Origin of the sequence: Providencia vermicola, from assembly GCF_010748935.1 — a bacterium.
GTDB classification, from domain to species: Bacteria; Pseudomonadota; Gammaproteobacteria; order Enterobacterales; family Enterobacteriaceae; genus Providencia; species Providencia zhejiangensis.
Map to the genome: position 1 here is coordinate 3,610,805 of NZ_CP048796.1, position 20,487 is coordinate 3,631,291.

The 20,487-nt window shown below is 40.3% G+C and carries 23 protein-coding genes and 1 other RNA gene; 13 read left to right on the top strand and 11 right to left on the bottom strand.

Going from position 1 to position 20,487, the window contains the following annotated elements; genetic code table 11:
* Nucleotides 1-273: 273 nt before the first annotated feature.
* The 9 genes from G3341_RS20760 to G3341_RS16345 all read right to left on the bottom strand — a co-directional run bounded on the left by G3341_RS20760 (nucleotide 274) and on the right by G3341_RS16345 (nucleotide 8,346).
* A complete protein-coding gene (locus G3341_RS20760; RefSeq protein ID WP_244316446.1) occupies nucleotides 274-834 on the bottom strand; it encodes a cytosine permease in 561 nt (186 codons plus the stop codon).
* Between the two features lie 130 nt (nucleotides 835-964).
* Nucleotides 965-1,537 carry a cytosine permease gene (locus G3341_RS20765; RefSeq protein WP_348273357.1) on the bottom strand — a complete coding sequence of 191 codons (573 nt, stop codon included), beginning with the start codon at nucleotides 1,535-1,537 and terminating at the stop codon, nucleotides 965-967.
* Between the two features lie 109 nt (nucleotides 1,538-1,646).
* Nucleotides 1,647-2,039: a carboxymuconolactone decarboxylase family protein gene (locus G3341_RS16315; RefSeq protein ID WP_163862973.1), complete on the bottom strand. Its 393-nt coding sequence runs from the start codon at nucleotides 2,037-2,039 to the stop codon at nucleotides 1,647-1,649.
* 2 nt (nucleotides 2,040-2,041) lie between these two features.
* On the bottom strand, nucleotides 2,042-3,481 hold the full coding sequence (locus G3341_RS16320) for an NAD-dependent succinate-semialdehyde dehydrogenase (protein WP_154623190.1): 1,440 nt from the start codon (nucleotides 3,479-3,481) through the stop codon (nucleotides 2,042-2,044).
* 5 nt (nucleotides 3,482-3,486) lie between these two features.
* Nucleotides 3,487-4,953 (bottom strand): aldehyde dehydrogenase, encoded by a 1,467-nt coding sequence (locus G3341_RS16325; RefSeq protein WP_163862975.1) that lies wholly within the window; start codon nucleotides 4,951-4,953, stop codon nucleotides 3,487-3,489.
* 13 nt (nucleotides 4,954-4,966) lie between these two features.
* On the bottom strand, nucleotides 4,967-6,004 hold the full coding sequence (locus tag G3341_RS16330) for an LLM class flavin-dependent oxidoreductase (protein ID WP_163862977.1): 1,038 nt from the start codon (nucleotides 6,002-6,004) through the stop codon (nucleotides 4,967-4,969).
* Between the two features lie 21 nt (nucleotides 6,005-6,025).
* Nucleotides 6,026-6,946 (bottom strand): flavin reductase family protein, encoded by a 921-nt coding sequence (locus tag G3341_RS16335; RefSeq protein ID WP_163862979.1) that lies wholly within the window; start codon nucleotides 6,944-6,946, stop codon nucleotides 6,026-6,028.
* A 10-nt stretch (nucleotides 6,947-6,956) separates the two neighbouring features.
* Nucleotides 6,957-7,772, bottom strand: coding sequence for an alpha/beta fold hydrolase (locus G3341_RS16340; protein ID WP_154623195.1), 816 nt, complete (start codon nucleotides 7,770-7,772; stop codon nucleotides 6,957-6,959).
* Nucleotides 7,744-8,346 carry an amino acid synthesis family protein gene (locus G3341_RS16345; protein WP_154623196.1) on the bottom strand — a complete coding sequence of 201 codons (603 nt, stop codon included), beginning with the start codon at nucleotides 8,344-8,346 and terminating at the stop codon, nucleotides 7,744-7,746. The genes G3341_RS16340 and G3341_RS16345 overlap by 29 nt, the downstream gene beginning before the upstream one ends.
* Before the next feature lie 125 nt (nucleotides 8,347-8,471).
* On the opposite strand from G3341_RS16345, the gene G3341_RS16350 reads away from it, so the two are divergent.
* The 10 genes from G3341_RS16350 (at nucleotide 8,472) to dagF (ending at nucleotide 16,108) form a co-directional block, all read left to right on the top strand.
* Complete coding sequence (locus G3341_RS16350) at nucleotides 8,472-9,170, top strand: GntR family transcriptional regulator (RefSeq protein ID WP_230085823.1); 699 nt, start codon at nucleotides 8,472-8,474, stop codon at nucleotides 9,168-9,170.
* Between the two features lies 1 nt (nucleotide 9,171).
* A complete protein-coding gene (locus G3341_RS16355) occupies nucleotides 9,172-9,462 on the top strand; it encodes a DUF1330 domain-containing protein (RefSeq protein ID WP_154623197.1) in 291 nt (96 codons plus the stop codon).
* Nucleotides 9,463-10,614: 1,152 nt separating this feature from the next.
* Nucleotides 10,615-10,953 carry a transcriptional antiterminator gene (locus tag G3341_RS16360; protein WP_163862981.1) on the top strand — a complete coding sequence of 113 codons (339 nt, stop codon included), beginning with the start codon at nucleotides 10,615-10,617 and terminating at the stop codon, nucleotides 10,951-10,953.
* An 18-nt stretch (nucleotides 10,954-10,971) separates the two neighbouring features.
* Nucleotides 10,972-11,337 carry an SFCGS family glycine-rich protein gene (locus G3341_RS16365; RefSeq protein WP_154621967.1) on the top strand — a complete coding sequence of 122 codons (366 nt, stop codon included), beginning with the start codon at nucleotides 10,972-10,974 and terminating at the stop codon, nucleotides 11,335-11,337.
* Nucleotides 11,337-11,633: a DUF4312 family protein gene (locus G3341_RS16370; protein ID WP_154621966.1), complete on the top strand. Its 297-nt coding sequence runs from the start codon at nucleotides 11,337-11,339 to the stop codon at nucleotides 11,631-11,633. The genes G3341_RS16365 and G3341_RS16370 overlap by 1 nt, the downstream gene beginning before the upstream one ends.
* Before the next feature lie 27 nt (nucleotides 11,634-11,660).
* Nucleotides 11,661-12,452, top strand: a complete 792-nt coding sequence (locus tag G3341_RS16375; protein ID WP_163862983.1) for a DUF4311 domain-containing protein — start codon at nucleotides 11,661-11,663, stop codon at nucleotides 12,450-12,452.
* 2 nt (nucleotides 12,453-12,454) lie between these two features.
* Complete coding sequence (locus G3341_RS16380) at nucleotides 12,455-13,105, top strand: DUF4310 family protein (protein WP_154621964.1); 651 nt, start codon at nucleotides 12,455-12,457, stop codon at nucleotides 13,103-13,105.
* 25 nt (nucleotides 13,106-13,130) lie between these two features.
* Nucleotides 13,131-14,270: an amidohydrolase/deacetylase family metallohydrolase gene (locus G3341_RS16385; protein WP_163862985.1), complete on the top strand. Its 1,140-nt coding sequence runs from the start codon at nucleotides 13,131-13,133 to the stop codon at nucleotides 14,268-14,270.
* The gene (locus G3341_RS16390) at nucleotides 14,254-15,366 is read left to right on the top strand and encodes a DgaE family pyridoxal phosphate-dependent ammonia lyase (RefSeq protein WP_163862987.1); all 1,113 of its coding nucleotides are present in this window, start codon (nucleotides 14,254-14,256) and stop codon (nucleotides 15,364-15,366) included. Before G3341_RS16385 ends, G3341_RS16390 begins: the two co-directional genes overlap by 17 nt.
* Before the next feature lies 1 nt (nucleotide 15,367).
* Nucleotides 15,368-16,108, top strand: coding sequence for a 2-dehydro-3-deoxy-phosphogluconate aldolase (gene dagF, locus G3341_RS16395; protein ID WP_163862989.1), 741 nt, complete (start codon nucleotides 15,368-15,370; stop codon nucleotides 16,106-16,108).
* A 221-nt stretch (nucleotides 16,109-16,329) separates the two neighbouring features.
* On the opposite strand, the gene rnpB is transcribed toward dagF, so the two are convergent.
* Both rnpB and rsmI read right to left on the bottom strand, forming a co-directional pair.
* An RNA gene (rnpB, locus tag G3341_RS16400) (RNase P RNA component class A) lies at nucleotides 16,330-16,702 on the bottom strand.
* A 52-nt stretch (nucleotides 16,703-16,754) separates the two neighbouring features.
* The gene (gene rsmI / locus G3341_RS16405; RefSeq protein WP_154621960.1) at nucleotides 16,755-17,627 is read right to left on the bottom strand and encodes a 16S rRNA (cytidine(1402)-2'-O)-methyltransferase; all 873 of its coding nucleotides are present in this window, start codon (nucleotides 17,625-17,627) and stop codon (nucleotides 16,755-16,757) included.
* Between the two features lie 60 nt (nucleotides 17,628-17,687).
* Between rsmI and G3341_RS16410 the strand changes: the two genes are divergently transcribed.
* The 3 genes from G3341_RS16410 to diaA are packed head-to-tail and all read left to right on the top strand — an operon-like array spanning nucleotide 17,688 to nucleotide 20,479.
* Nucleotides 17,688-19,436, top strand: coding sequence for a penicillin-binding protein activator (locus G3341_RS16410; RefSeq protein WP_154621959.1), 1,749 nt, complete (start codon nucleotides 17,688-17,690; stop codon nucleotides 19,434-19,436).
* 48 nt (nucleotides 19,437-19,484) lie between these two features.
* A complete protein-coding gene (locus tag G3341_RS16415; protein WP_154621958.1) occupies nucleotides 19,485-19,868 on the top strand; it encodes a YraN family protein in 384 nt (127 codons plus the stop codon).
* Nucleotides 19,869-19,888: 20 nt separating this feature from the next.
* Nucleotides 19,889-20,479: a DnaA initiator-associating protein DiaA gene (gene diaA / locus G3341_RS16420; RefSeq protein WP_070928925.1), complete on the top strand. Its 591-nt coding sequence runs from the start codon at nucleotides 19,889-19,891 to the stop codon at nucleotides 20,477-20,479.
* Nucleotides 20,480-20,487 lie beyond the last annotated feature (8 nt).

Below are 20,487 nucleotides of genomic sequence, written 5' to 3' on the forward strand. Positions count from 1 at the left end.
TCACTCAATAGAGTGAGTATGATAATCATTTTTACAATGAAACATCTCACGCATGAGAAACAAACTGATTATAAAAACAACAATCAAATAAATAATGTGAAAAATAAGGTTACTATAAGTATAATTTATTAATAGTCTCTAAAATAATTTTATACATTAGATACAAGTTAATACTTTTGATTATAAACCTCTAACTGACTCATTGTATGTTTCTTATTATGAAAAAGTGAATAAAGTAGTGAAGTACAAACAAGACTAATTAACCATGAAAGATCAACACTGAATCAATTCTGCATACGGACCTATGAAAAAAGTATTTTTAATAAATGGTATCTGAACTAGTATTCCAATAAAATATACTGATAGGGAATTTACATTAAATAAACCATACACACCGCCTTTCTCATCAAAAATAGCATTAATATTATAAATTTTCTTTTTAATTAAATAAAAATCTAAAAGATTAATAATTGCCCAAGGAATTAACACAGAACTAAGTGCAAATATCATATTTAAGAAGAACGAAACAAAACTTGCAGATGAAGCCAATGCGATAAGCGTTGCCCCCAACAAAACAATAGTAGAATAAATAACCCTTACACTTGTTGATGTTTTCCAATGAGGTATAAACGTTTGAATCGCAGTAATAATAGAAAGAACTGCACCATATAAATTCATAGCGTTATGGCAGATAATATTAATTAAAAAAAGTATCATTAATATTGGACCTAAAAAGCCAGTAACTAATTTTACCGCTTCCATAGATTCTTGAACATGCGGTGCACTATTTACAGCAAAAACGCCAAACAAAAATGCTAAAATAGTTCCCCACATGCCCCAAAATAGGTATACCAAAAAGGTTTAGCTATCCCAACATCTTTCGGTAAGTATCTTGAGTAATCAGAAGTATACGGAGAAAAACTTATTTGCCAGACGGCACTAATACTAAAAACAGCAAACCATCCTACAAGACTAAATGAACCTTTATACCAAAAGTCACTAGGCAAAGGTTGAGAAAGCATATAAATAAAGCCTGATAATAGTGCTCCCCCATCACCCACGAACCAATTTTATTGATTTTATGGATAAAATTATAACCTACAACACCAATAAATGTTGCACTGATTGCACCGATAATAGTTGCAAAATGGATTTCTATTTTGGGTGCTACAATATGCAATGCCTTTCCAGATAAAATAATATTTGAAATAAAAAAACCTAAGTAAATGACCGCGGTAAATATAATAACTAATAGTGAACCATATCGGCCAAATTGAGCTCGACTTTGAACCATTTGGGGAATACCAACCTGTGGCCCTTGTGCAGAGGTTAGCGCAAGAAATAAGCCACCAAATAAATGTCCACATATAATCGCTATAATTGCACTAATAATATTGAGATTGTAGACTTGTGTTGACGTTGCCCCTACAAATATTGCCAACGGTGCAATGTTTGTACAAAACCAAAGGGTAAATAAATCTCTAGGCTTACCGTGTCTTTCATTTTCTGGAACATAATCGATAGATTTACTTTCAATTAATTCTGTTCACAGCCTTGTTTACAGGCGTTAAGTGCGCTGACGGATATATTGTTGTTAGCGGAAGGACATTAATCCGAGTTAGGAAGGTAGGGGCCGGCGGGAACATTCAAAGTGGATTAGAGACAGCATCTATAGCCTGTGTCGCAATTCTAAAACTATCAACTGCTGTTGGCACCCCACAATAAATAGCAACCTGCAACAATACTTCACTAATTTGCTCTGGCGTTAAACCATTTCGTAGAGCGCCTTTTACATGTAACTTAAGTTCATGTGGACGATTTAAGGCCGATATCATGGCAAGATTAATCATACTTCGCTCTTTTTTTTCTAAACCATTACGCCCCCATACTGCCCCCCAACAATATTCAGTCACTAACTCTTGAAGAGGTTTATTAAACTCGGTAGCATTATTAATTGATTGTAAAACATATTCACTACCTAAAACATCTTTCCTTATTTTTAAACCTTTTTCATATAACGATTGATGACTATTTTTCACAATTAATCTCCAAAAAGCGTATATTTAATTTCTAAATATTCATTAATTCCATGATGAGAGCCTTCCCGTCCAAAACCAGATTGTTTAATTCCACCAAAAGGTACTATTTCATTAGAAATATGTGTTGAATTAATACCAACCATACCGTATTCAAGTTCCTCTTGCATTTTCCATGCAGTAGCTAAACTCTGAGTAAAACAGTATGCAGCAAGGCCATACTCTGTTTTATTTGCTAAATTAATTGCTTCTTCTTCGGTGCTAAAAGGATAAATAACAGCTAATGGACCAAACGTTTCCTCACTAAATGCCAACATATCTGAGTGACCATTAGTTATTAACGTTGGTTGGAAAAACAATGTTTCTTGTTGGAAATAATCTCCACCACATAATAATTCTCCCCCTTTTTCTATTGCATCTAAAATATGCTCCTTTATCTTTTCAACTGCCTGTTGATTAATAAGTGGTCCCATATCAGAACTTGTTATTATTCCATTACCAACCTTTAATGCTTGCATTTTATTTTTTAATAAATTAGTAAATTTATCATGTACAGATTCATGCACTAAAAATCTATTAATACAAACACATGTTTGGCCTGAGTTTCTAAACTTTCCATACATTGCAGCATCAACAGCTTTTGTAATATCAGCATCAGAAAAAACAATAAAAGGTGCATTTCCACCAAGCTCAAGGGAAAGTCGCTTTACATTTTGTGCAGCCTGAGCCATCAATAATTTCCCGACAGGAGTTGAACCAGTGAAACTGAGTTTTCTGACAACTTCGCTTTGCATCAATGTACTGCCAATATCAATTGCATCACCAGGAACAATATTTAAGCATCCTGCTGGTAACCCTGCCTGTGCAGCTAATTCTGCTAAAGCCAACGCAGTAAAAGGTGTTTCAGGTGACGGTTTAACAATACAAGTACAACCCGCCGCTAAAGCTGGCGCAACTTTACGCGTGATCATTGCCGCCGGAAAATTCCATGGTGTAATCGCAGCAACAACCCCTATAGGGTGTTTAGAAACAATAACTTTTTGACTCGTTGATTCACCTGGGAGTACTTCCCCATTAATACGCAATACCTCTTCAGCAAACCAACGTACATAATTTGCTGCATAAATAATTTCACCACGCGCCTCTGATAAAACTTTTCCTTGTTCTTGAGTTAAGATATCAGCTAATTCATTTTGATATTTGATAATTAACTGATACCAAAGGTGTAATATATTTGCACGCCGACGGGCTGGCACTTTTTTCCAGTCAACTAATGCCAGCTGTGCCCCATCTATAGCTATTTGAGTTTCCTGAGCGCCTAAGCTAGCAACTTCCCCAAGCAACATTTTTGTTGCAGGGTTATAAATAGGGGTGGTAGCTCCATTAATGGAATCGATCCATTCTCCATTGACCCATCCCTTCTCGCGTAAAAGTACGTTTTTCATAACTATTATCTCATTATAAATGGGTCATCAATTGCTTCATCACTCGTCCGTAACCAGACCGTTTTTGTAGTGGTATATTGCATTGCAGCATCCAAACCTCCTTCTCTACCATGGCCAGATAGCTTATAACCACCAAAAGGCGCCAAAGGAGAGACTGCTCGATAGGTATTCAGCCATACAATCCCTGTACGTAATTGCTTTGTCAGGCGGTGTGCACGAGTAAGATTTTTAGTAAAAATGCCGGCAGCAAGACCATAGTCAGAATCATTCGCCAATGCGAGTGCTTCGGCTTCACTATCAAAGCTTTGAACAGAAAGTACGGGGCCAAATAATTCAAGTTTTACACAATCTGCTTTTGGTACTTTTGTGCAATCAAGAATTGTGGGGGGATAGTAATAACCCTTTTCTGTTACATCATAATGTCCCGTAATTAATGCAGCGCCTTGTTTTATAGAGTTATCAACAACTTGTTTTATTTTTTCTATCTGCTTTAAAGTACAGAGTGGCCCAAACTGGGTACTATGTTGTTTAGGATCACCAATAACGATAGCTTGAGCTTTCTCTTTTAGTTTATTTAAAAATTCATCTTTAATAGATTGAGAAACTAATAGGCGTGAACCAGCAACACAACTTTGACCAGATGCTGCAAATATTGCAGCAACTTGCGCATTTGCTGCACTCTCTAGGTCTGCATCATCAAAAACAATAAAAGGGGATTTACCACCTAATTCAAGAGATTGGCTTGCAAGGTTTTCAGCGCTATTACGAACAATATACTTTGCCGTCTCAACACCACCTGTGAATGCAATATGATTCACTTTCGGGTGTTGCGTCAGTATCTCCCCACATTCCGATGAAAAACCTGTAATAATATTACAAACCCCAGCTGGAAATCCTGCTTGATGGATCAAGCTTGCTAATGCAAGTAACGGTGTAGGGGCGTATTCAGAAGCTTTAATTACCAAGGTACAGCCAGCCGCTATTGCTGGGCCAATTTTGACTGCTGATAAAAATAATTGGCTATTCCATGGAATAATAGCCGCGACAACACCGATTGGCTCACGTCGGATCCACGTTTCCATATCAGGCTTATCAATAGACAAATAAGCACCTTCCATCTTATCTGCCAAACCAGCATAATAACGATAATATTCAGCCACATAAGAAATTTGAGCTTGTGTTTCCCGAATAATTTTTCCGGTATCTTGTGTTTCTAATCTTGCAAGTTCAGCTGCATGTTGTTCGATCAAATCGGCTAAACGTAAGAGTAATTTTCCTCTTTGGCTCGCTGTATAAGCTTTCCAAATTGGGGAATGAAAGGCCTCATAAGCTGACTCGACGGCACGTTCTGTTTCATCACGTCCTGCCTCTGCAACTTGTGCCCACGGTTTTTCATTTGCAGGGTTGATACTTTCGAACTGTCTCACCCCTAGTTCAAATTGCCCATTAATATATAATTGAAACTTTTCCATTTTCCCCTCACTATTATGCAAATGCAGGCATGACTTGAGTAATAAAACGCTCTAATGACGCTTTTTTGCGTTCAAATGGCATACCACTGTCGATCCAAAGGGAAAACTCGTCATATCCCATTCGTTCATATTTTTTTAATTTCTCAATGACTTCATTCGCTGGGCCTATAGCAAGGTTTTTTCTCATGATTTCAGGTGTATAGTATGAATTCCGCTCAATTTCCTCTTCAGTTAATGGTTCAATTAAACCTTGTTTTATTGGCCTTTCATTTTTAAACCAAGCTCCGAAATACTGATAAAAGCGATTTAGTTCAATGGCTGCTAATTGAGCATCCTCTTCATTATCAGCAACATAACCATGTTGTAACATCATGATCTTTAATGGTACTTTAGGTGGAAATTTTTCCTTCGCTTCTTTAAAGCATGTCACTAATCGTGCGATTTCCTCTTCACCTTGATGCAATGGTGTAACCTGCACATTACATTCATTTTTCACTGCAAATTCATGGCTATTAGGATCACGTGCTGCTACCCAAATCGGGGGATGAGGTCTTTGCTTTGGCAAGGGAGCGGATGTTGTTGAAGGAAAAGACCAAAACTCACCTTTATGTTCATAGTCTCCTTTCCATAGCGCTTTTACGGCTGGAATTAATTCACGCATGCGTTGCCCTGCTTCCCAAGGCGTTAAGCCTGGTGATAATCTTTCATATTCAAATGAATATGCTCCTCTAGCAATTCCCAGATCAAGACGACCATCCGTAATTAAGTCCGTCATAGCAGCTTCACCAGCTAAGCGGATGGGGTGGTTAAAAGGCGCTACAATAGTTCCCGTTCCTAATCGAACATTTTTAGTTTGTCTTGCGATATCAACAAGATTAATAAATGGATTAGGAGCAATAGTAAAATTCATACCATGATGCTCTCCTGTCCAAATAGCGTGCATCCCTCCTTGATCTGCTATCTTGCACAGTTCAATCATTTCTTGATACAGTTTCTCTTGTGATTCCTCAGGTGAAATTCTTTCCATATGGATAAAAAGTGAAAATTGCATACTATGATCCTTTATTTAAATTTAAGCTATTAACTGTTTTACTTGTCCATTATTCTCATCACCGTAATACACACTATAATTTCCGGCTGTGGCTTCCTGAGTAAAACGTTTAATCAGCGAATTTACGGCATAATCATCAAGTTTAATTTTTGATAGTTCATCGATATTAATAAATTGACCATTTTTCAGTATTGAAAATGTATCAGTCGCAACTGCACATAAAAAAACAATATGTTGTTTTTTATTTTTTCTATCTTCGTAAACGGAATAAATAAACCCTGGGCTGGCTTGAATACCTATTTTATTAAACAAATATTCTAATGTTTCATGAACTCCTTTTTCACTAATAACGCTAGAAGGTAGACAATAATTATTCAAACTGTCTCTAAACATAATGACTTTATTTTCAGATTCTATAAGTGCACTAATGATTAATTCTGGATTTTGAATAACTGATTGCGCACTCTCATAAGGAGTAAAATAAGCACCTCGGTAAAAACCAAGCCCTGCTGTACCTTCCGAATGAAAATCGACTACTTTTCCAATAAGAATGGCGTGATCTCCAGCATCAATGACTTGATATAGGCTGCAATCGAACCAAGCGGAACTTTCACTGATAATTGGACTATCTGATGTCGCAGTAAACCAATTGACATGTGAAAAACGATCTTCAATTTTCTGTGCAAAAATATTGGATATGTCTTTTTGTTTCTCAGAAAGTATATTTACAGCAAAATGCTCACAACGTGTAAAATTATCAAAATTTGCAGAACGTTTATCGATACTAATAAGTAACAAAGCAGGATCTAATGACACTGATGAGAATGAATTCGCAGTAAATCCTATAGGTTCATTATTTGAGTCTCTGCTAGTTACTACTGTTACTCCCGTTAAAAAAGAGCCAAATGCATCTCTCAATTGTCGGCGATCTTGTATTTCCATACAATTACCCTCACATCATGTAGTTTTCTGAATTACATATATTTTCAACAAATTCTTTTATTTCATAAGAAACTAGCCGAGATGCAGTGAGTGTTAGCATATGCCTTTCACCTGGAATAATAATTGCCCTTCCTTTTTGGCTATTCTCTGCCATTTTTATTGCCATACTTGGGCTAGAATTATTGTCATTTTCCCCTGTAATAACTAAAAGGGGGCAACTTATCTCATGCCAGTTTTTTGCGTAAATATCATCACCATTAGCAAAGGCATAATAAGCTTTAGCATAACCATCAAGATTAACCTGATTCAGCCAATTCATAACTTTTCGCCTAATTTGTTGCTGTTCTTTTGAGCCATCAAACCAACGCTGCAATGGCGCATCTATCTGAGCTTGGCCAGAGGCAAGTTCTATTGCTCTTTGTCTAACTGCAATTTTTGCCTGTTCATCACGGCGATATACACTACTGATAATGACGGCACCTTTGATTAATTGCGGATATTCAATACACACTCCCCCAGTAATTAAGCCTCCCATAGAGTGGCCAACTAATATGACATCTGCTAAACCAAGAGATTGTAAGAATGCCCCCATCCAAGAAACATAATTTTGTAGTTCTGGCCGATATACAAAACCCGAACTATAACCATGACCCGGCATATCCACCGCAATCACTTGATAAAAAGCTGACAAAGACTCAATTTGTTCTTCCCATGTTTCAGCACACATACCGACACCATGGATTAAAACAAGAGGCCTACCTTGGCCTTCTTCTAAGTAGCTAACTTCCATATTTAAATTAGATAGCTGCTGGGTTCTTCTGATCATGACCTAACTCTTTTAAATCTTGATAACGATCGCCAATCCTGTGGTGAGGGCGACCACCTAATGCAGCACCTAACGCAATGACAATTTCATCTTCAAACGGAGCATCAGAAATATTGAATTGGAAAGTTAAATAATGAGCTCGGCTCCCTTCATCGTTTTTACCCATCATAGGAATTAAAATCGGTGAATTAGCAGGTCCTCGAGTGTTATTGAATGCTAAATAAGATTTTCCACCTACTGCATTACGATAATGGTTACCAAAATGTAACGTATGAATCAAAGCCGATGCATGCTCAAGCTCACCTTTTAATCCAACAACTGCACATTTACCAAAAGCTTCAATACACTCACCACCACCAGCTTCTTCAATAATCATGTTCGTTAGCACTTTTCCTAATACAGGTGCTAGCTCTCTAATTTTTAAGGATAAATCATCAACATATCCTTCCCCTACCCATGGATTTTTTATTACTGCTGCCGCAGCAATCATGATAAGCGGCTTATCTGCTTCTTTATGACCATCAATATAAATCGTTTCGGTGCTCAAAATTGTCTTACGGATTATTGGATGCATAACGACCTCTTGTTAATTAATTGTCAAGCCTATATTGTATTATTGTAAGTTGGCATACCAACATACAAGATGTCAAATTTTTACTATTAAAACTTTTTTGTTGTATAGTAGAGATCAAATATTTGATGATTAAATGGGTAAAAATGGACAGTTCACATTCATTAAAAATTAATAATGTTCCGTTAACACTGCGGGAGATCGCTCTTGAAAAAATTCGTCAAGCTATTATTTCTGGCTACTTTAAAGCTGGTGATAGGCTAGTAGAACGAAGTTTATGTGAAGAGCTTGGAGTTAGTCGTAGTATTGTCAGAGAAGTTTTAAGGTATCTTGAATCTGAAGGATTAATTGAGATATTAGCCAAAAAAGGGCCTATTGTTGCCATGTTAAATTGGCAGCAAGCTGAACAAATATATAATATCCGTATCTTACTAGAGCAAGAAGCGGCTAAAGCCTGTGCCGAAAAAGCGACCGCTCAGGATAAAAAAATACTTTTAGATAAACTGCAAAAAATTGATGATGCTTCATTAAGTCAGGATGATTTTAAATCAATCACTGCCTCAACTGAATTCTATGAAACGTTATTTTCTATCGCTACACACTCTATTGCTTGGGAAATTGTTCAGCGCCTAAATAGCAGAATTAGCCGACTAAGAGCTATGACATTAAAAACAAAAGATCGAAAAATAACAGGATTCGAAAGAATGAAACGAATCTACTCTGCCATTGAGAAAAATGATGGTGAAGCCGCTAAAACTGCGGTGGTTGAACACTTAACTGAAGCATCGATTATTGCTAAATCTATATTAGAAAAACAGGAAAAATAATATGCCCGCATACTGGATTGCACATGTTACCGTTTTTGATACTCAAAAATATCCTCAATATATGCAGCTTGCTGCGACAGCCTTACAGAAATATCAAGGCAAATTTCTTGCAAGAGGAGAAAATGCCATAACATTAGAGGGAAAAACTTATGAGAAACATGTTGTTATAGAATTTAAAGACTATGAAACCGCACTCTCATGTTACCATTCTATTGAGTACCAGAATGCATATAAGCAGCGCAAAGATATCGCCGATGTAATGGTTATTATCGTTAACAGCCTAACAAGCTAATACCTTTTCTTTAAAATTATTAGGACCTTAAAGAAAAATCAGTAAAATTAATAAATTAACTAATAAACAATGATATTTATTGATGTCTTGACCGCTATTATGTCAGCTCTATCAGCTCGCCCGTTCTGATATATTCAAAGAATATGGCAAATCATCAATAAAAAATCACTCTTAGAATAATTTATTATTTTAAGATAAGCTGCTAAGCGCAATATCATCGTAACTATGCTGAGATGATATTGCAGATAAAAATCATTATTGGATTTAACTGTTATTTATTCTAAATTTGAAACAAAATCATACGACATTTTTATGTGAGGAATTAATACTATCGCTATAGATTGTACCCCTCTTTATAGTTGTACAGGACTCAATAAAAGATGATAATCCAATCACCCATGTTTTTCTTATCAAACTTATTTAGACAAATACTAGGAAAAGTTACAGGTAGTCATCTAATGGTTTGATGCACTAGATCATTCCCTTTACCAAAAGGTGTACTTTTTATCTTCTATATCCTAACTGTTATATTTTTTTGTATCACCATATTCAGTAACTAGACCAAGAATTTTGACTTGAGACGCTAGTATATTGCGGTTTACTTTGTCATTTAACACCTTAACAATCAGGTTATATTTCATCATTAAGATGCACTTCTCAATGAAAGCGACGTATAGTTTGCTTCCACTTATTATTGGAAAAATCGCTATTCCGGCATTTTGCGTGATCATGACCGCAAATCCATCATTTTATTTATCACCAAAATCGCCTTTTTGTTGTGCCATATTCGTAAGTGGAAATGCAAAATGACCTTTAGCGCCTATTTCCACTTTTTCATTTCCACTTCTTTTTTAATCACAATGCCTGTTTTCCATCACTAGCAGAAAATCATTAATAGGTTGAATTTTAATACATTAATGTAGCTCCCTACTTAAGACTACTTATTTTCAATAATCGAAAAAAGTCTAAATTTCCATTTAATTTCCGATTAGCTCGGATTTCATACACAAAAGCACGTTATATCCTTCCAATTAATTTCCACTTACAAGTGGAAATTCAATGTCTGCACAAGTTCTCTTGAAGCGACTAAGGTATTTATCATAAAGGAACAAAGCAGTTTAATTGCATTATTACCTTGGATTTTAAACAGTTATGAGTGAATCAGTTGTCGTTTTTAAGATGTCGGAAAATAACCTCGATATCGATGAGGTAACACAAGAACTGCTGGCCGTCATTAGTGGCTGGCTTAAACAGGAAAATTGCTACACCACGGATGTACAACAACAGATGTTGGAGTCTCATCTTAGAGCCATGGTGGTTAGAGCTAAAACGGGTGAAGCCTTACCTGAAGTCGATATCAGCCTATTTGATGAGATTTCAGAACACTCGATTGCTTTATCGCAACGTGTTGTCGATACCCTACCAGGGCTCGCGCCAGAAGAGACATTTTTACTCTCTGTTCACTTTGAAGTTATCCGTTCGAATGATTAATTTTTGAGGAATATCACTATGAAACAAGTTGTTGTTGCTATCGGAGACCGTTTAGGAAAAGGCCAAAAAGTGGCAGTAGGAGTTGAAAGTGCAGGCGGTAAAGCCATTGTTGTCCCGGGTGTAGCGGCAGATATGAAGCTCGGTGATGTTATGAATGCTGAACACGCTGATTTAGGTATCTCCTTTTGTGGAAGTGGTGGTGCAGGTGCTATCACAGCACAAACTAAATACGGCTATAAGGCGCGTTATGGCATGCGCTCGATTGAGGAAGGTGAAACCGCGATTGCTGAGGGTTGCACTGTTTTAGGCTTTGGCTTTATGGATAAAGAAGAATTAGGCGAGCGCTTAGTTAAAGCTTACCTCAAAAAATACGGCGACGCGTAATGAAGAAATCTATCGAAACGGTTGTGCGAGTCTCTGGGCAAGGTGACAGCAAACAAAAAGCCATTGCTGATGCACTGAACTCGATTCAACGCACGGTACTAAAAGAGAGCAATGACATTATCCTGCGAATCGAACCTAAGGATGTTGCCGTTGTGAGTGCATATTCGCACTCGCGGACAGAAAAGTTTCTTTTCGTTTTTCTGCCGCGCAAACGTGAACATTTCCGTGTGGTGCTCGACGTTTCGCTAGATGTCACCCTACTTTCTGTCAACGAAATACCATTTACAGAACAATAAAAACAATTCAGGTCTGGAGGCATTTCCATGAGTGAAACTGCATCTTTCTTAGAAATACTGGGTATGTCCCTCATTATAGGCGGCCTATGTGGCTTTGGCCTTGGTGCAGGTGCTGCCCGCATGTTCCACGCTCCTACAGTCCAAGGGATGGGGGCATTCCGTACACTCGGTGAACTGAATGCATGTGAAGGCGATCCTGCTTCTCACTTCTCGTTCGGTTTAGGCTTCTTCTTTAACGCATGGGCATCCTCGGTTGCCGCCGGTGCATTCACACAAGACGTTGACCACCGCATCATTCCTAACTGGGGTGCGGCTGCATTGCTCTCTAAAAACCGTAATGTCGCTGAAACACTGCATAACCCGAAAAAAATGGCTCTAGCTTGTACCATTATCGGTGCATTGGTTGTTGCCTTCTTAAATACAACAGCGTCCGCTGTTCCTGCTGCGTTACAAACGACAGCAATCAACGTATTAGTGCCTGCTGCAAACCTACTGGTAAATACCGTAATGCCAGTTATTTTCTGGTTAGCCGCGATGGATGCAGGTCGACGCTCAGGTTTTTGGGCTACCCTTTTCGGTGGCTGTGCACAACTCATTATGGGAAATGCTATCCCTGGCTTGGTTCTGGGTATCCTGATCGGTAAAGGTGTTGATGATAACGGCTGGAACCGTGTCACACGTACGATGATGATCACCGTTGTCTTACTGTTTGTTTTAAGTGGCTTCTTCCGTGAGTTTGACCTGAAGATGATCACCTCTTTCAACTTAGATAAACCTCTGTGGCTTGAATACATCCATGGATTACTGAGCGGGAAATAATTATGACAACTGAAATTAACAAACAAGATTTTTGGTACGCTGAGTGGTCGTTCCCTATTTTTGTCGGGCTATTATCAGCAGGCATTTTTGCTGGGACTCACATGTATGTTGTTTACGGATTCGGCGCATTTAACGAAGTTGCTTTCGTCGCAATGTTAAAAGCAGGCTTAGATACAGGCGTTTATGGCGCTGTTGCGGCATTTGGTGCGAGCTTCCTGTTCGCACGGATCATCGAAGGCTCCCTAGTCGGTATTTTGGATATCGGTGGTGCATTACAAACAGGTATTGGCCTTGGCGTCCCAGCGCTATTTCTTGCGGCGGGTTGGGATATTTTGGTTACCAATTTCTGGATCTCCCTGATTACTGGTTTGTTACTCGGCGTGTTAATTGGCTTGATCATTGTATTTGCGCGTAAATTTACCATCGCACAAGCCAACTCGACATTCGGTGCTGACATAATGATGGGAGCAGGTAATACGTCCGGTCGTTTCTTAGGTCCTTTAATTATTTTGGCTGCGATGGCTGCCTCCATTCCGATTGGTATTGGTTCGCTGATTGGTTCACTCATCTTCTATGTATGGCAGAAACCTGTCGCAGGTGGTGCAATTTTAGGCGCGATGTTATTTGGTTATTTCTTCCCTCTCGCCGCCTAATGACTAAATAGCAAAGAAGGTAATTATGTATTCTTTAATCATCAAACAGGGTAAACATATCGATGGAACATTAATCGATATTCTGATTAAAAATGGAAAGATCGAAGCTGCGGGCCCGGCGTTGGCCTGCAACCAACAAGCTGAAAAATGGATTGATCTAAAAGGAAAAACCTATGTCAGCGCAGGGTGGATTGATTCGCACGCTCACTGTTTTGTGGAGTCACCTATTTACTTCGATGACCCCGATTTAGCAGGTGCTGCTGGTGGGGTTACCTCACTGGTTGATGCAGGCAGTGTCGGTGCTGATGATATTGATAAATTTTATCAGCTAACACAAAAAGCCCAGACTAACGTATTTTCCTTATTAAACATTTCACGTATCGGTATTATCGCGCAAAATGAATTATCTGATATGAATAATATCGACGAAACCTGTTTCCAAGAGGCTATAGAACGCCACGAAGGTTTTGTTGTTGGAATGAAAGCACGCATGAGTAAAAGTGTCGTTGGTGACAACGGTATTGCTCCCCTCCTCAAAGCCAAACAGATGCAGAAAAAGCATCGATTGCCATTAATGGTACACATTGGTAATAACCCACCTAATATTGATGAGATTGCAGATTTATTGACGCGTGGGGATATTATTACTCACTGCTTTAATGGTAAGCCGAATCGCATTCTTGATAGTGATGGAAATTTAAAACCGTCGATTGCACGTGCACTTGCGCGCGGTGTGATCTTAGATGTCGGTCATGGCGGTGAAAGCTTTAGCTTTAAAGTCGCAGAACAAGCGATGCGTATTGGTACCTATCCAGACATTATTAGCTCTGATATCTATCATCGAAATCGGGTTAATGGTCCAGTTTATAGCCTTGCTTTTGTGATGACCAAATTCCTGTGTATGGGCTTTAGCGCAGAAAAAATATTGCGCTGTGTGACAGAAAAAGCCGCCGATTTATTAGCTCTACCTGCAAAAGGTTATTTAAAGCCTGGCTTTGATGCCGACATCACACTGTTTGATTTAAAAGAAGAAGCCACTGAACTCACGGATGCTGAAGGCGAACGCCGCATCGGTACTCATCGCTTTGTACCCATTGCCGCGATTATTGGTGGAAAACATATTATTCATGCAGAAGGCGAATCTGAACATGCAATCGATTTATGAGAAGTATCAACTAAAACACGTGATTAACGCCTCTGGCCGCATGACCATTCTTGGCGTTTCAACCCCAACACCAGAGGTGGTTGAACGTGTCGCTTATGGCCTTAATCACTATTTTGAAATTAAAGATTTAGTGAATAAAACTGGCGATTACATTGCGAAATTACTTGATGTTGAAAGTGCCGTTGTGGTTTCTTGTGCTTCCGCGGGGATCGCACAAGCCGTTGCTGCTGTGATTGTACGTGATAACGATGACTTGCTGCTAAATTTACACTCATCCTCTAAGGCTGTTCCACGTGAAATCGTCTTACCCAAAGGTCATAACGTTAATTTTGGTGCCCCCGTCGATACGATGATCACACTCGGTGGCGGCAAAGTGATTGAAGCGGGTTTTGCTAATGAATGTTCGGCGGCTCAACTTTCCGCGAAGATCACGCCACAAACAGCAGCTATTCTGTACATCAAATCCCACCACACAGTGCAAAAAAGTATGCTTAGCGTGAGCGAAGCCGCGGCTGTTGCTCGTCAACATCATGTGCCACTGATCGTTGACGCCGCGGCAGAGGAAGATCTGACCAGCTACTATCAATCAGGCGCTGATTTAGTGATTTACAGTGGTGCTAAAGCGATCGAAGGACCAACCAGCGGCCTCGTTGTGGGTAAAAAAACCTATATCGAATGGGTAAAACGCCAAAGCCAAGGTATTGGCCGCGCAATGAAAGTCGGCAAGGAAGGCATTTTAGGATTAACACTGGCGATAGAACAATACTTAACCGCCACAAAAGAAACTGGCGCTGAAATGGTGAATCGCATGAATGGCTTTATTGAAGAGCTCAATGGGATCCCTGCGATTTCGGCTCGCATCGTATGGGATGCTGCCGGACGTGATATCGCCCGCGCTGAAATTAGCTTTGATGAAAAAATGATGGGTAAAACGACCTATCAAATCATGAGCGAATTAAAACAAGGGGATACTGCAATCTACTTTCGCGAATATAAAGCCAATGAAGGTAAGGTAGAAGCGGATATTCGCAGTGTCAGCAATGATCAACTGAATATCATTGCAGAGCGTATCCGTTTGTTAGTCAAAGGAATTTAACATGAAATTATCACCAAATTTTTACCAAAACCGTGTTTGCCTGAATGTCCTCGCTGGCAGCCATCAAAATGCCAAAGATATCTATCAAGCAGCTGAAACCTTTGTCGTTGTTGGTGTACTATCGAAAAATTACCCTGATTTAGATAGCGCGATTGCGGATATGCGTGTTTACGCAAAAGAGACCGATAATGCGCTATCTGTAGGACTTGGGGCAGGTGACCCTAATCAATCCACCATAGTTTCATTAATTTCTCAGGAAATCCAACCACAGCACGTCAACCAAGTGTTCACAGGTGCACCGATTAGCCGTGCACTGCTTGGACAAAATGAAACGTTTGTCAACGCGTTAGTCTCACCGAGTGGTACTGTTGGTATGGTAAAAATCTCTACTGGCCCACTCAGCTCTCAGGCGCCAGAAGGAATCGTTCCTGTTGAAACCGCCATTATGATGCTGAAAGATATGGGGGCAAGCTCTATCAAGTTCTTTAATATGAAAGGATTAACTTATATTGAAGAATATAAAGCGGTTGCTAAAGCCTGTGCTAAGTTTGATTTTTCACTAGAACCAACAGGTGGCATTGATTTGGAGAATTTTCCACAAATCCTGCAAATCGCCCTCGATGCTGGTGTGAAGAAAATTATTCCGCACATTTACAGTTCAATCATTGATAAAGAAAGCGGCGACACCCGTCCAGACGATGTGCGTAAGTTGCTAGAAATGGTTAAACAAGCCGTTAAGTAGCCATTTAAAAAACCGTCAGCAGTGATTCTTTTTTAATAAGTTTGAATAGCACTGACGTTTTTTCTCAGTAACTCACGTTATGGTAAGGCAGCAACTGGATCACTGGAATTTTTGCTCAGTCATTCCAGTTGTGGCAAGGCGGCAAAACGAAGATATCCCTAGGTGCATACAAAGGTATGTCACTAGGGCCAACGCAGCCACGGTTTGAAGTATGATGAAAAAATTGGAGTTGGCCGATAAGCCGGGTTCTGTCTTGGACAACCATTCATCTAGGCCAGCACTTGCGCACTGGCTCCAGCAACCTACCCGAGTTCAATGCGGGCCGCACCATATGAACCCCTATTTGGTCTTGCTCCGGGTGGAGTTTACCGTGCCACGAACTGTTGCCAGTCGCGCGGTGCGCTCTTACCGCACCCTTTCACCCTTACCTGTGCCTGTAAACAGGCCATCGGCGGTTTGCTCTCTGTTGCACTAGTCGTAGGCTTGCGCCTCCCAGACGTTATCTGGCACCCTGCCCTATGGAGCCCGGACTTTCCTCCCCTCTACCCGTCTCCCGAAGGACAACGATAGAGCAGCGGTTGTCTGGCCAACTCCGCTGCGGATTATAGGCACTTTGCCTAGCCTTGTATAGGGGTTTATGCAGTTATCAATCGTTATTAGGTTGTTCAAGCATCAATTTATAAAGGCGATTTTTCTTTAAGCCATAAATTTCAGCAGTAATCGCTGCCGCTTTTTTAGGGGGGAGCTCCTGCTGTAGCAGATTCAACGTACGGATAACATCAGGTGAAATGTCATCGTCATCCGGATTTGCTTTATAGCCTTCGACTATCAGCACCATCTCACCACGATGACGATTTTCATCCTCTTTTACCCAAGCGAATAGCTCCCCGACAGGCCGTCCTTCAATTGACTCCCAAGTCTTTGTGATTTCACGAGCAAGCACCACATGACGCTCGGGTCCCCAAACTTCAATCATGTCTGCTAAACTATCGAGTAAGCGATGTGTTGACTCATAAAAAATTAATGTACGCGTTTCTCGTTCAAGTGCTTTAAGGACATCTTTTCTGCCTTTACTTTTGGCGGGCAGAAATCCCTCATAGCAAAAACGGTCAGAAGGCAAACCCGCGGCACTAAGCGCCGTGATTGCAGCGCATGCTCCGGGTAATGGCACAACACGGATCCCCGCTTCACGGCAACGAGTGACTAAATGATAGCCAGGATCGTTAATTAAAGGTGTACCTGCATCGGAAACTAATGCGATACTATCGCCCTGTTGAAGTCTGCTAATTAATTGATCTGCCTTCTGCTGTTCATTATGATCATGCAAGGCGAACATGCGTGCATTAATGGCAAAATTCTGTAACAGTATTCCTGAATGCCGTGTGTCTTCTGCAGCGACAAGGTCAACATGTTTAAGAACATCCAACGCACGTTGCGTGATATCGCCCATATTACCGATAGGGGTGGGCACGATATACAGCGTGGATGCCATAACCACTGCTTGATTAGGTTGATTCATTGTTTCATCCGAATAGCCGGTTTAAAATTAAGCAACTGAAAATACACCACTGGATACAGTATGCGTCCTTCAATTTTTTTGCATGTAAAAAAAGGGTTAATCTGCACAGCAATGCTATCAGCTTTAATGCTGTCAGGCTGTCAGCTTACAGGGGATAACAAAGCACCTATTACCCCAACGACACCGGAACAGATCAGTTCCGAAATAAATCGGTATCAGTCTATCATTGATTCCGCGCAAGGTAAGCCTTCTAGCGATGTTCTGCGTGCTTATATTGGTCAAGAAGCCTTATTGACCGAACAAACAGCCCGCCAAGCCAATATCGATAGCACATGGCAAATGTTAACACAAATGACGCCTGAGCAAATTCAAGGCATTGGCGCTGACGAAATCACCTTAGCAGGCTGGGTCGATTTACTCGATATTTATCTCAATAATCGAGATGATGTTGCAACGCTAAAAGCAGGTGTTGATGATTGGAAAATTCGTTATCCAAATCACCCAGCAGCACAAACACCGCCGAGCCAACTGCTACAATCCATGCAGCCACCTGTCGGTAAAAACCCTAAAATAGCCCTTTTTCTGCCAATGAGTGGTCAAGGAAAAGTTTTCGGTGAAGCTATCATGAAAGGCTTCATGGATGCACAAAAAGGTTTACCACAAGCGCCGGCTGCAACGTCAAATACAGCACCAACGCCTGAGCAAAGTAGTCATAATGATGTATTAGAGCAAATTTACGCTGAGGTGGCCGCGGCAACAGGTAATGATAATGCAACCAATGATGCAGATATCGTTAACCCGTCTTTGAGTATTGCAGCTACACCAACCAATTCCCAAAGTATCAAAGTATTTGATACCAATGGAAAGCAAATCTCTCAGTTGTTGCAACAAGCCCAAAGTGAAGGCTTTACTTTAGTGGTAGGCCCGTTATTGAAACCTGAAGTACAGGCGATTGCACAAGCAGGTTCGCCGTTAAGTGTCCTAACACTGAATGAGTTAGATGCCGATAAATTGCAGCCCCGCCCCAACCTTTGCTATTTTTCACTGTCTCCTGAAGATGAAGCTAAGAATGCCGCAGCACATATCATGGCGGAAGGTAAACGAGCGCCATTAATTTTAGTGCCGAACAATGCCTTTGGTGAACGTATTGCCAAAGCATTTGCTGAAGAGTGGCAATCAAAAGGGGGGTCTACCGTCCTTAAACAATCTTTTGGTTCTGTGGCCTCGCTGAAAGAGTCGATTAACCGAGGCGCGGGGATTCGTATGACCGGTACACCTGTCGTCATCAATCCCCCAGTTGCAGCAAAATCGATTGATGGGCAAAACTATCCTGAGCTTTCACAACCAGAGCCTCAAATGAGTTCCTCTAATTCTATCGATGCGGTCTATATTGTTGCTACTCGTGATGAGCTAACCTTGATCAAGCCGATGATTGAAATGGCGATTAGTAGCCGTCAACGCCCAGCCCTATATGCAAGTTCACGCAGTAACCAAGCAGGCAATGGCGCTGATTTTCGTTTCGAAATGGAAGGCTTAAAATTCAGTGATATCCCATTATTAGCTGGTGCAAATAACAATTTACGCAAACAGGCCCAACAAAAGATAAATAATGATTATTCGTTGTTGCGCCTCTATGCGTTAGGTATCGATGCTTGGTCGCTAGCGAATAACTACGATCAACTACAACAAAATGCCCAATTCCGTCTACAAGGTGCATCAGGTACTTTGAGTGTGGGAGAAAACTGTGTTGTTTACCGCGACCTTCCTTGGTTACAGTTCAACCAAGGACAAATCAAATTAGCAAGATAATCTTGCCGTGCAATTAGGATGATTGCCCAACTTTAAGACAAGGACGTCATGCAACCTCTCAAAAAAACATTAAAATGGTTAGCTGGTCGGTACTATGAAAGTCAAGTACAGGCCTTCCTGCAACAACAGGGGTTAACATTTGTTGAGCGAAATGCCAGAAATCGCCATGGTGAAATCGACCTAATTATGCGCGATGATACTGGTTGGGTATTTGTTGAAGTACGTTTTCGTCAAGACAAACGATATGGTGGCGCACTCTTATCAATCGATAGATGCAAACGCAGGAAACTGATTGCTGCTGCTAAATATTGGCTTGCCGAAAAACAAGAAAGCTTCGAAACTACTGCATGTCGTTTTGATATCTGTGCGATTACTGATCGTCAGTTTGAATGGATACAGAATGCCTTTAACGATAGTGAACATGTTGGTTAATTTCACAGGAAAATAAGCAAGTGCTGGATAGAATTAAAGTCTGTTTTACAGAAAGTATTCAAACTCAGATAGCAGCAGCAGAAGCGCTGCCCGATGCTATATCACGCGCAGCAATGATGATGGTTCAATCACTGCTAAACGGTAACAAAATTTTATGTTGTGGAAATGGGGCTTCTGCCGCAACAGCGCAACGCTTTGCGACTAGCATGATCCACCGATTTGAAACTGAGCGTCCAAGCCTACCCGCACTCGCTCTCAATACGGATAATGCAGTGTTAACGGCCATTTCCGGTAGCAAACAACCCACTGAAATCTATGCTAAACAGGTGAGAGCACTCGGTCAGCATGGTGATGTTTTAATGGCTATCTCAACACATGGTAATAGCAGTGATATTATCAAAGCCGTTGAAGCTGCTGTCACTCGTGATATGACAATTGTTGCTCTGACAGGTTATGATGGCGGCGAACTTGCGGGTCTCTTGGGACCACAAGATGTTGAAATACGTATACCATCACAACGTAGTGTCAGAATCCAAGAGGTTCATCTTCTTACGGTGAATTGTCTTTGTGATCTCATCGATAATACACTTTTCCCTCATCAGGATGATTAAGGAGCAAA

Excerpts from the sequence above, each read along its gene's own strand:
- G3341_RS20760 (WP_244316446.1), bottom strand. The coding sequence starts at position 834 with ATGTGGGGAACTATTTTAGCATTTTTGTTTGGCGTTTTTGCTGTAAAT.
- G3341_RS16335 (WP_163862979.1), bottom strand. The coding sequence starts at position 6,946 with ATGGAAATACAAGATCGCCGACAATTGAGAGATGCATTTGGCTCTTTT.
- G3341_RS16325 (WP_163862975.1), bottom strand. The coding sequence starts at position 4,953 with ATGGAAAAGTTTCAATTATATATTAATGGGCAATTTGAACTAGGGGTG.
- G3341_RS16350 (WP_230085823.1), top strand. The coding sequence starts at position 8,472 with ATGATTAAATGGGTAAAAATGGACAGTTCACATTCATTAAAAATTAAT.
- rsmI (WP_154621960.1), bottom strand. The coding sequence starts at position 17,627 with ATGAATCAACCTAATCAAGCAGTGGTTATGGCATCCACGCTGTATATC.
- G3341_RS16370 (WP_154621966.1), top strand. The coding sequence starts at position 11,337 with ATGAAGAAATCTATCGAAACGGTTGTGCGAGTCTCTGGGCAAGGTGAC.
- G3341_RS16390 (WP_163862987.1), top strand. The coding sequence starts at position 14,254 with ATGCAATCGATTTATGAGAAGTATCAACTAAAACACGTGATTAACGCC.
- G3341_RS16360 (WP_163862981.1), top strand. The coding sequence starts at position 10,615 with ATGAGTGAATCAGTTGTCGTTTTTAAGATGTCGGAAAATAACCTCGAT.
- G3341_RS16410 (WP_154621959.1), top strand. The coding sequence starts at position 17,688 with ATGCGTCCTTCAATTTTTTTGCATGTAAAAAAAGGGTTAATCTGCACA.
- G3341_RS16385 (WP_163862985.1), top strand. The coding sequence starts at position 13,131 with ATGTATTCTTTAATCATCAAACAGGGTAAACATATCGATGGAACATTA.
- G3341_RS16375 (WP_163862983.1), top strand. The coding sequence starts at position 11,661 with ATGAGTGAAACTGCATCTTTCTTAGAAATACTGGGTATGTCCCTCATT.
- G3341_RS16320 (WP_154623190.1), bottom strand. The coding sequence starts at position 3,481 with ATGAAAAACGTACTTTTACGCGAGAAGGGATGGGTCAATGGAGAATGG.
- G3341_RS16355 (WP_154623197.1), top strand. The coding sequence starts at position 9,172 with ATGCCCGCATACTGGATTGCACATGTTACCGTTTTTGATACTCAAAAA.
- dagF (WP_163862989.1), top strand. The coding sequence starts at position 15,368 with ATGAAATTATCACCAAATTTTTACCAAAACCGTGTTTGCCTGAATGTC.
- G3341_RS16340 (WP_154623195.1), bottom strand. The coding sequence starts at position 7,772 with ATGATCAGAAGAACCCAGCAGCTATCTAATTTAAATATGGAAGTTAGC.
- G3341_RS16330 (WP_163862977.1), bottom strand. The coding sequence starts at position 6,004 with ATGCAATTTTCACTTTTTATCCATATGGAAAGAATTTCACCTGAGGAA.
- G3341_RS16380 (WP_154621964.1), top strand. The coding sequence starts at position 12,455 with ATGACAACTGAAATTAACAAACAAGATTTTTGGTACGCTGAGTGGTCG.
- G3341_RS16415 (WP_154621958.1), top strand. The coding sequence starts at position 19,485 with ATGCAACCTCTCAAAAAAACATTAAAATGGTTAGCTGGTCGGTACTAT.
- G3341_RS16345 (WP_154623196.1), bottom strand. The coding sequence starts at position 8,346 with ATGCATCCAATAATCCGTAAGACAATTTTGAGCACCGAAACGATTTAT.
- G3341_RS16365 (WP_154621967.1), top strand. The coding sequence starts at position 10,972 with ATGAAACAAGTTGTTGTTGCTATCGGAGACCGTTTAGGAAAAGGCCAA.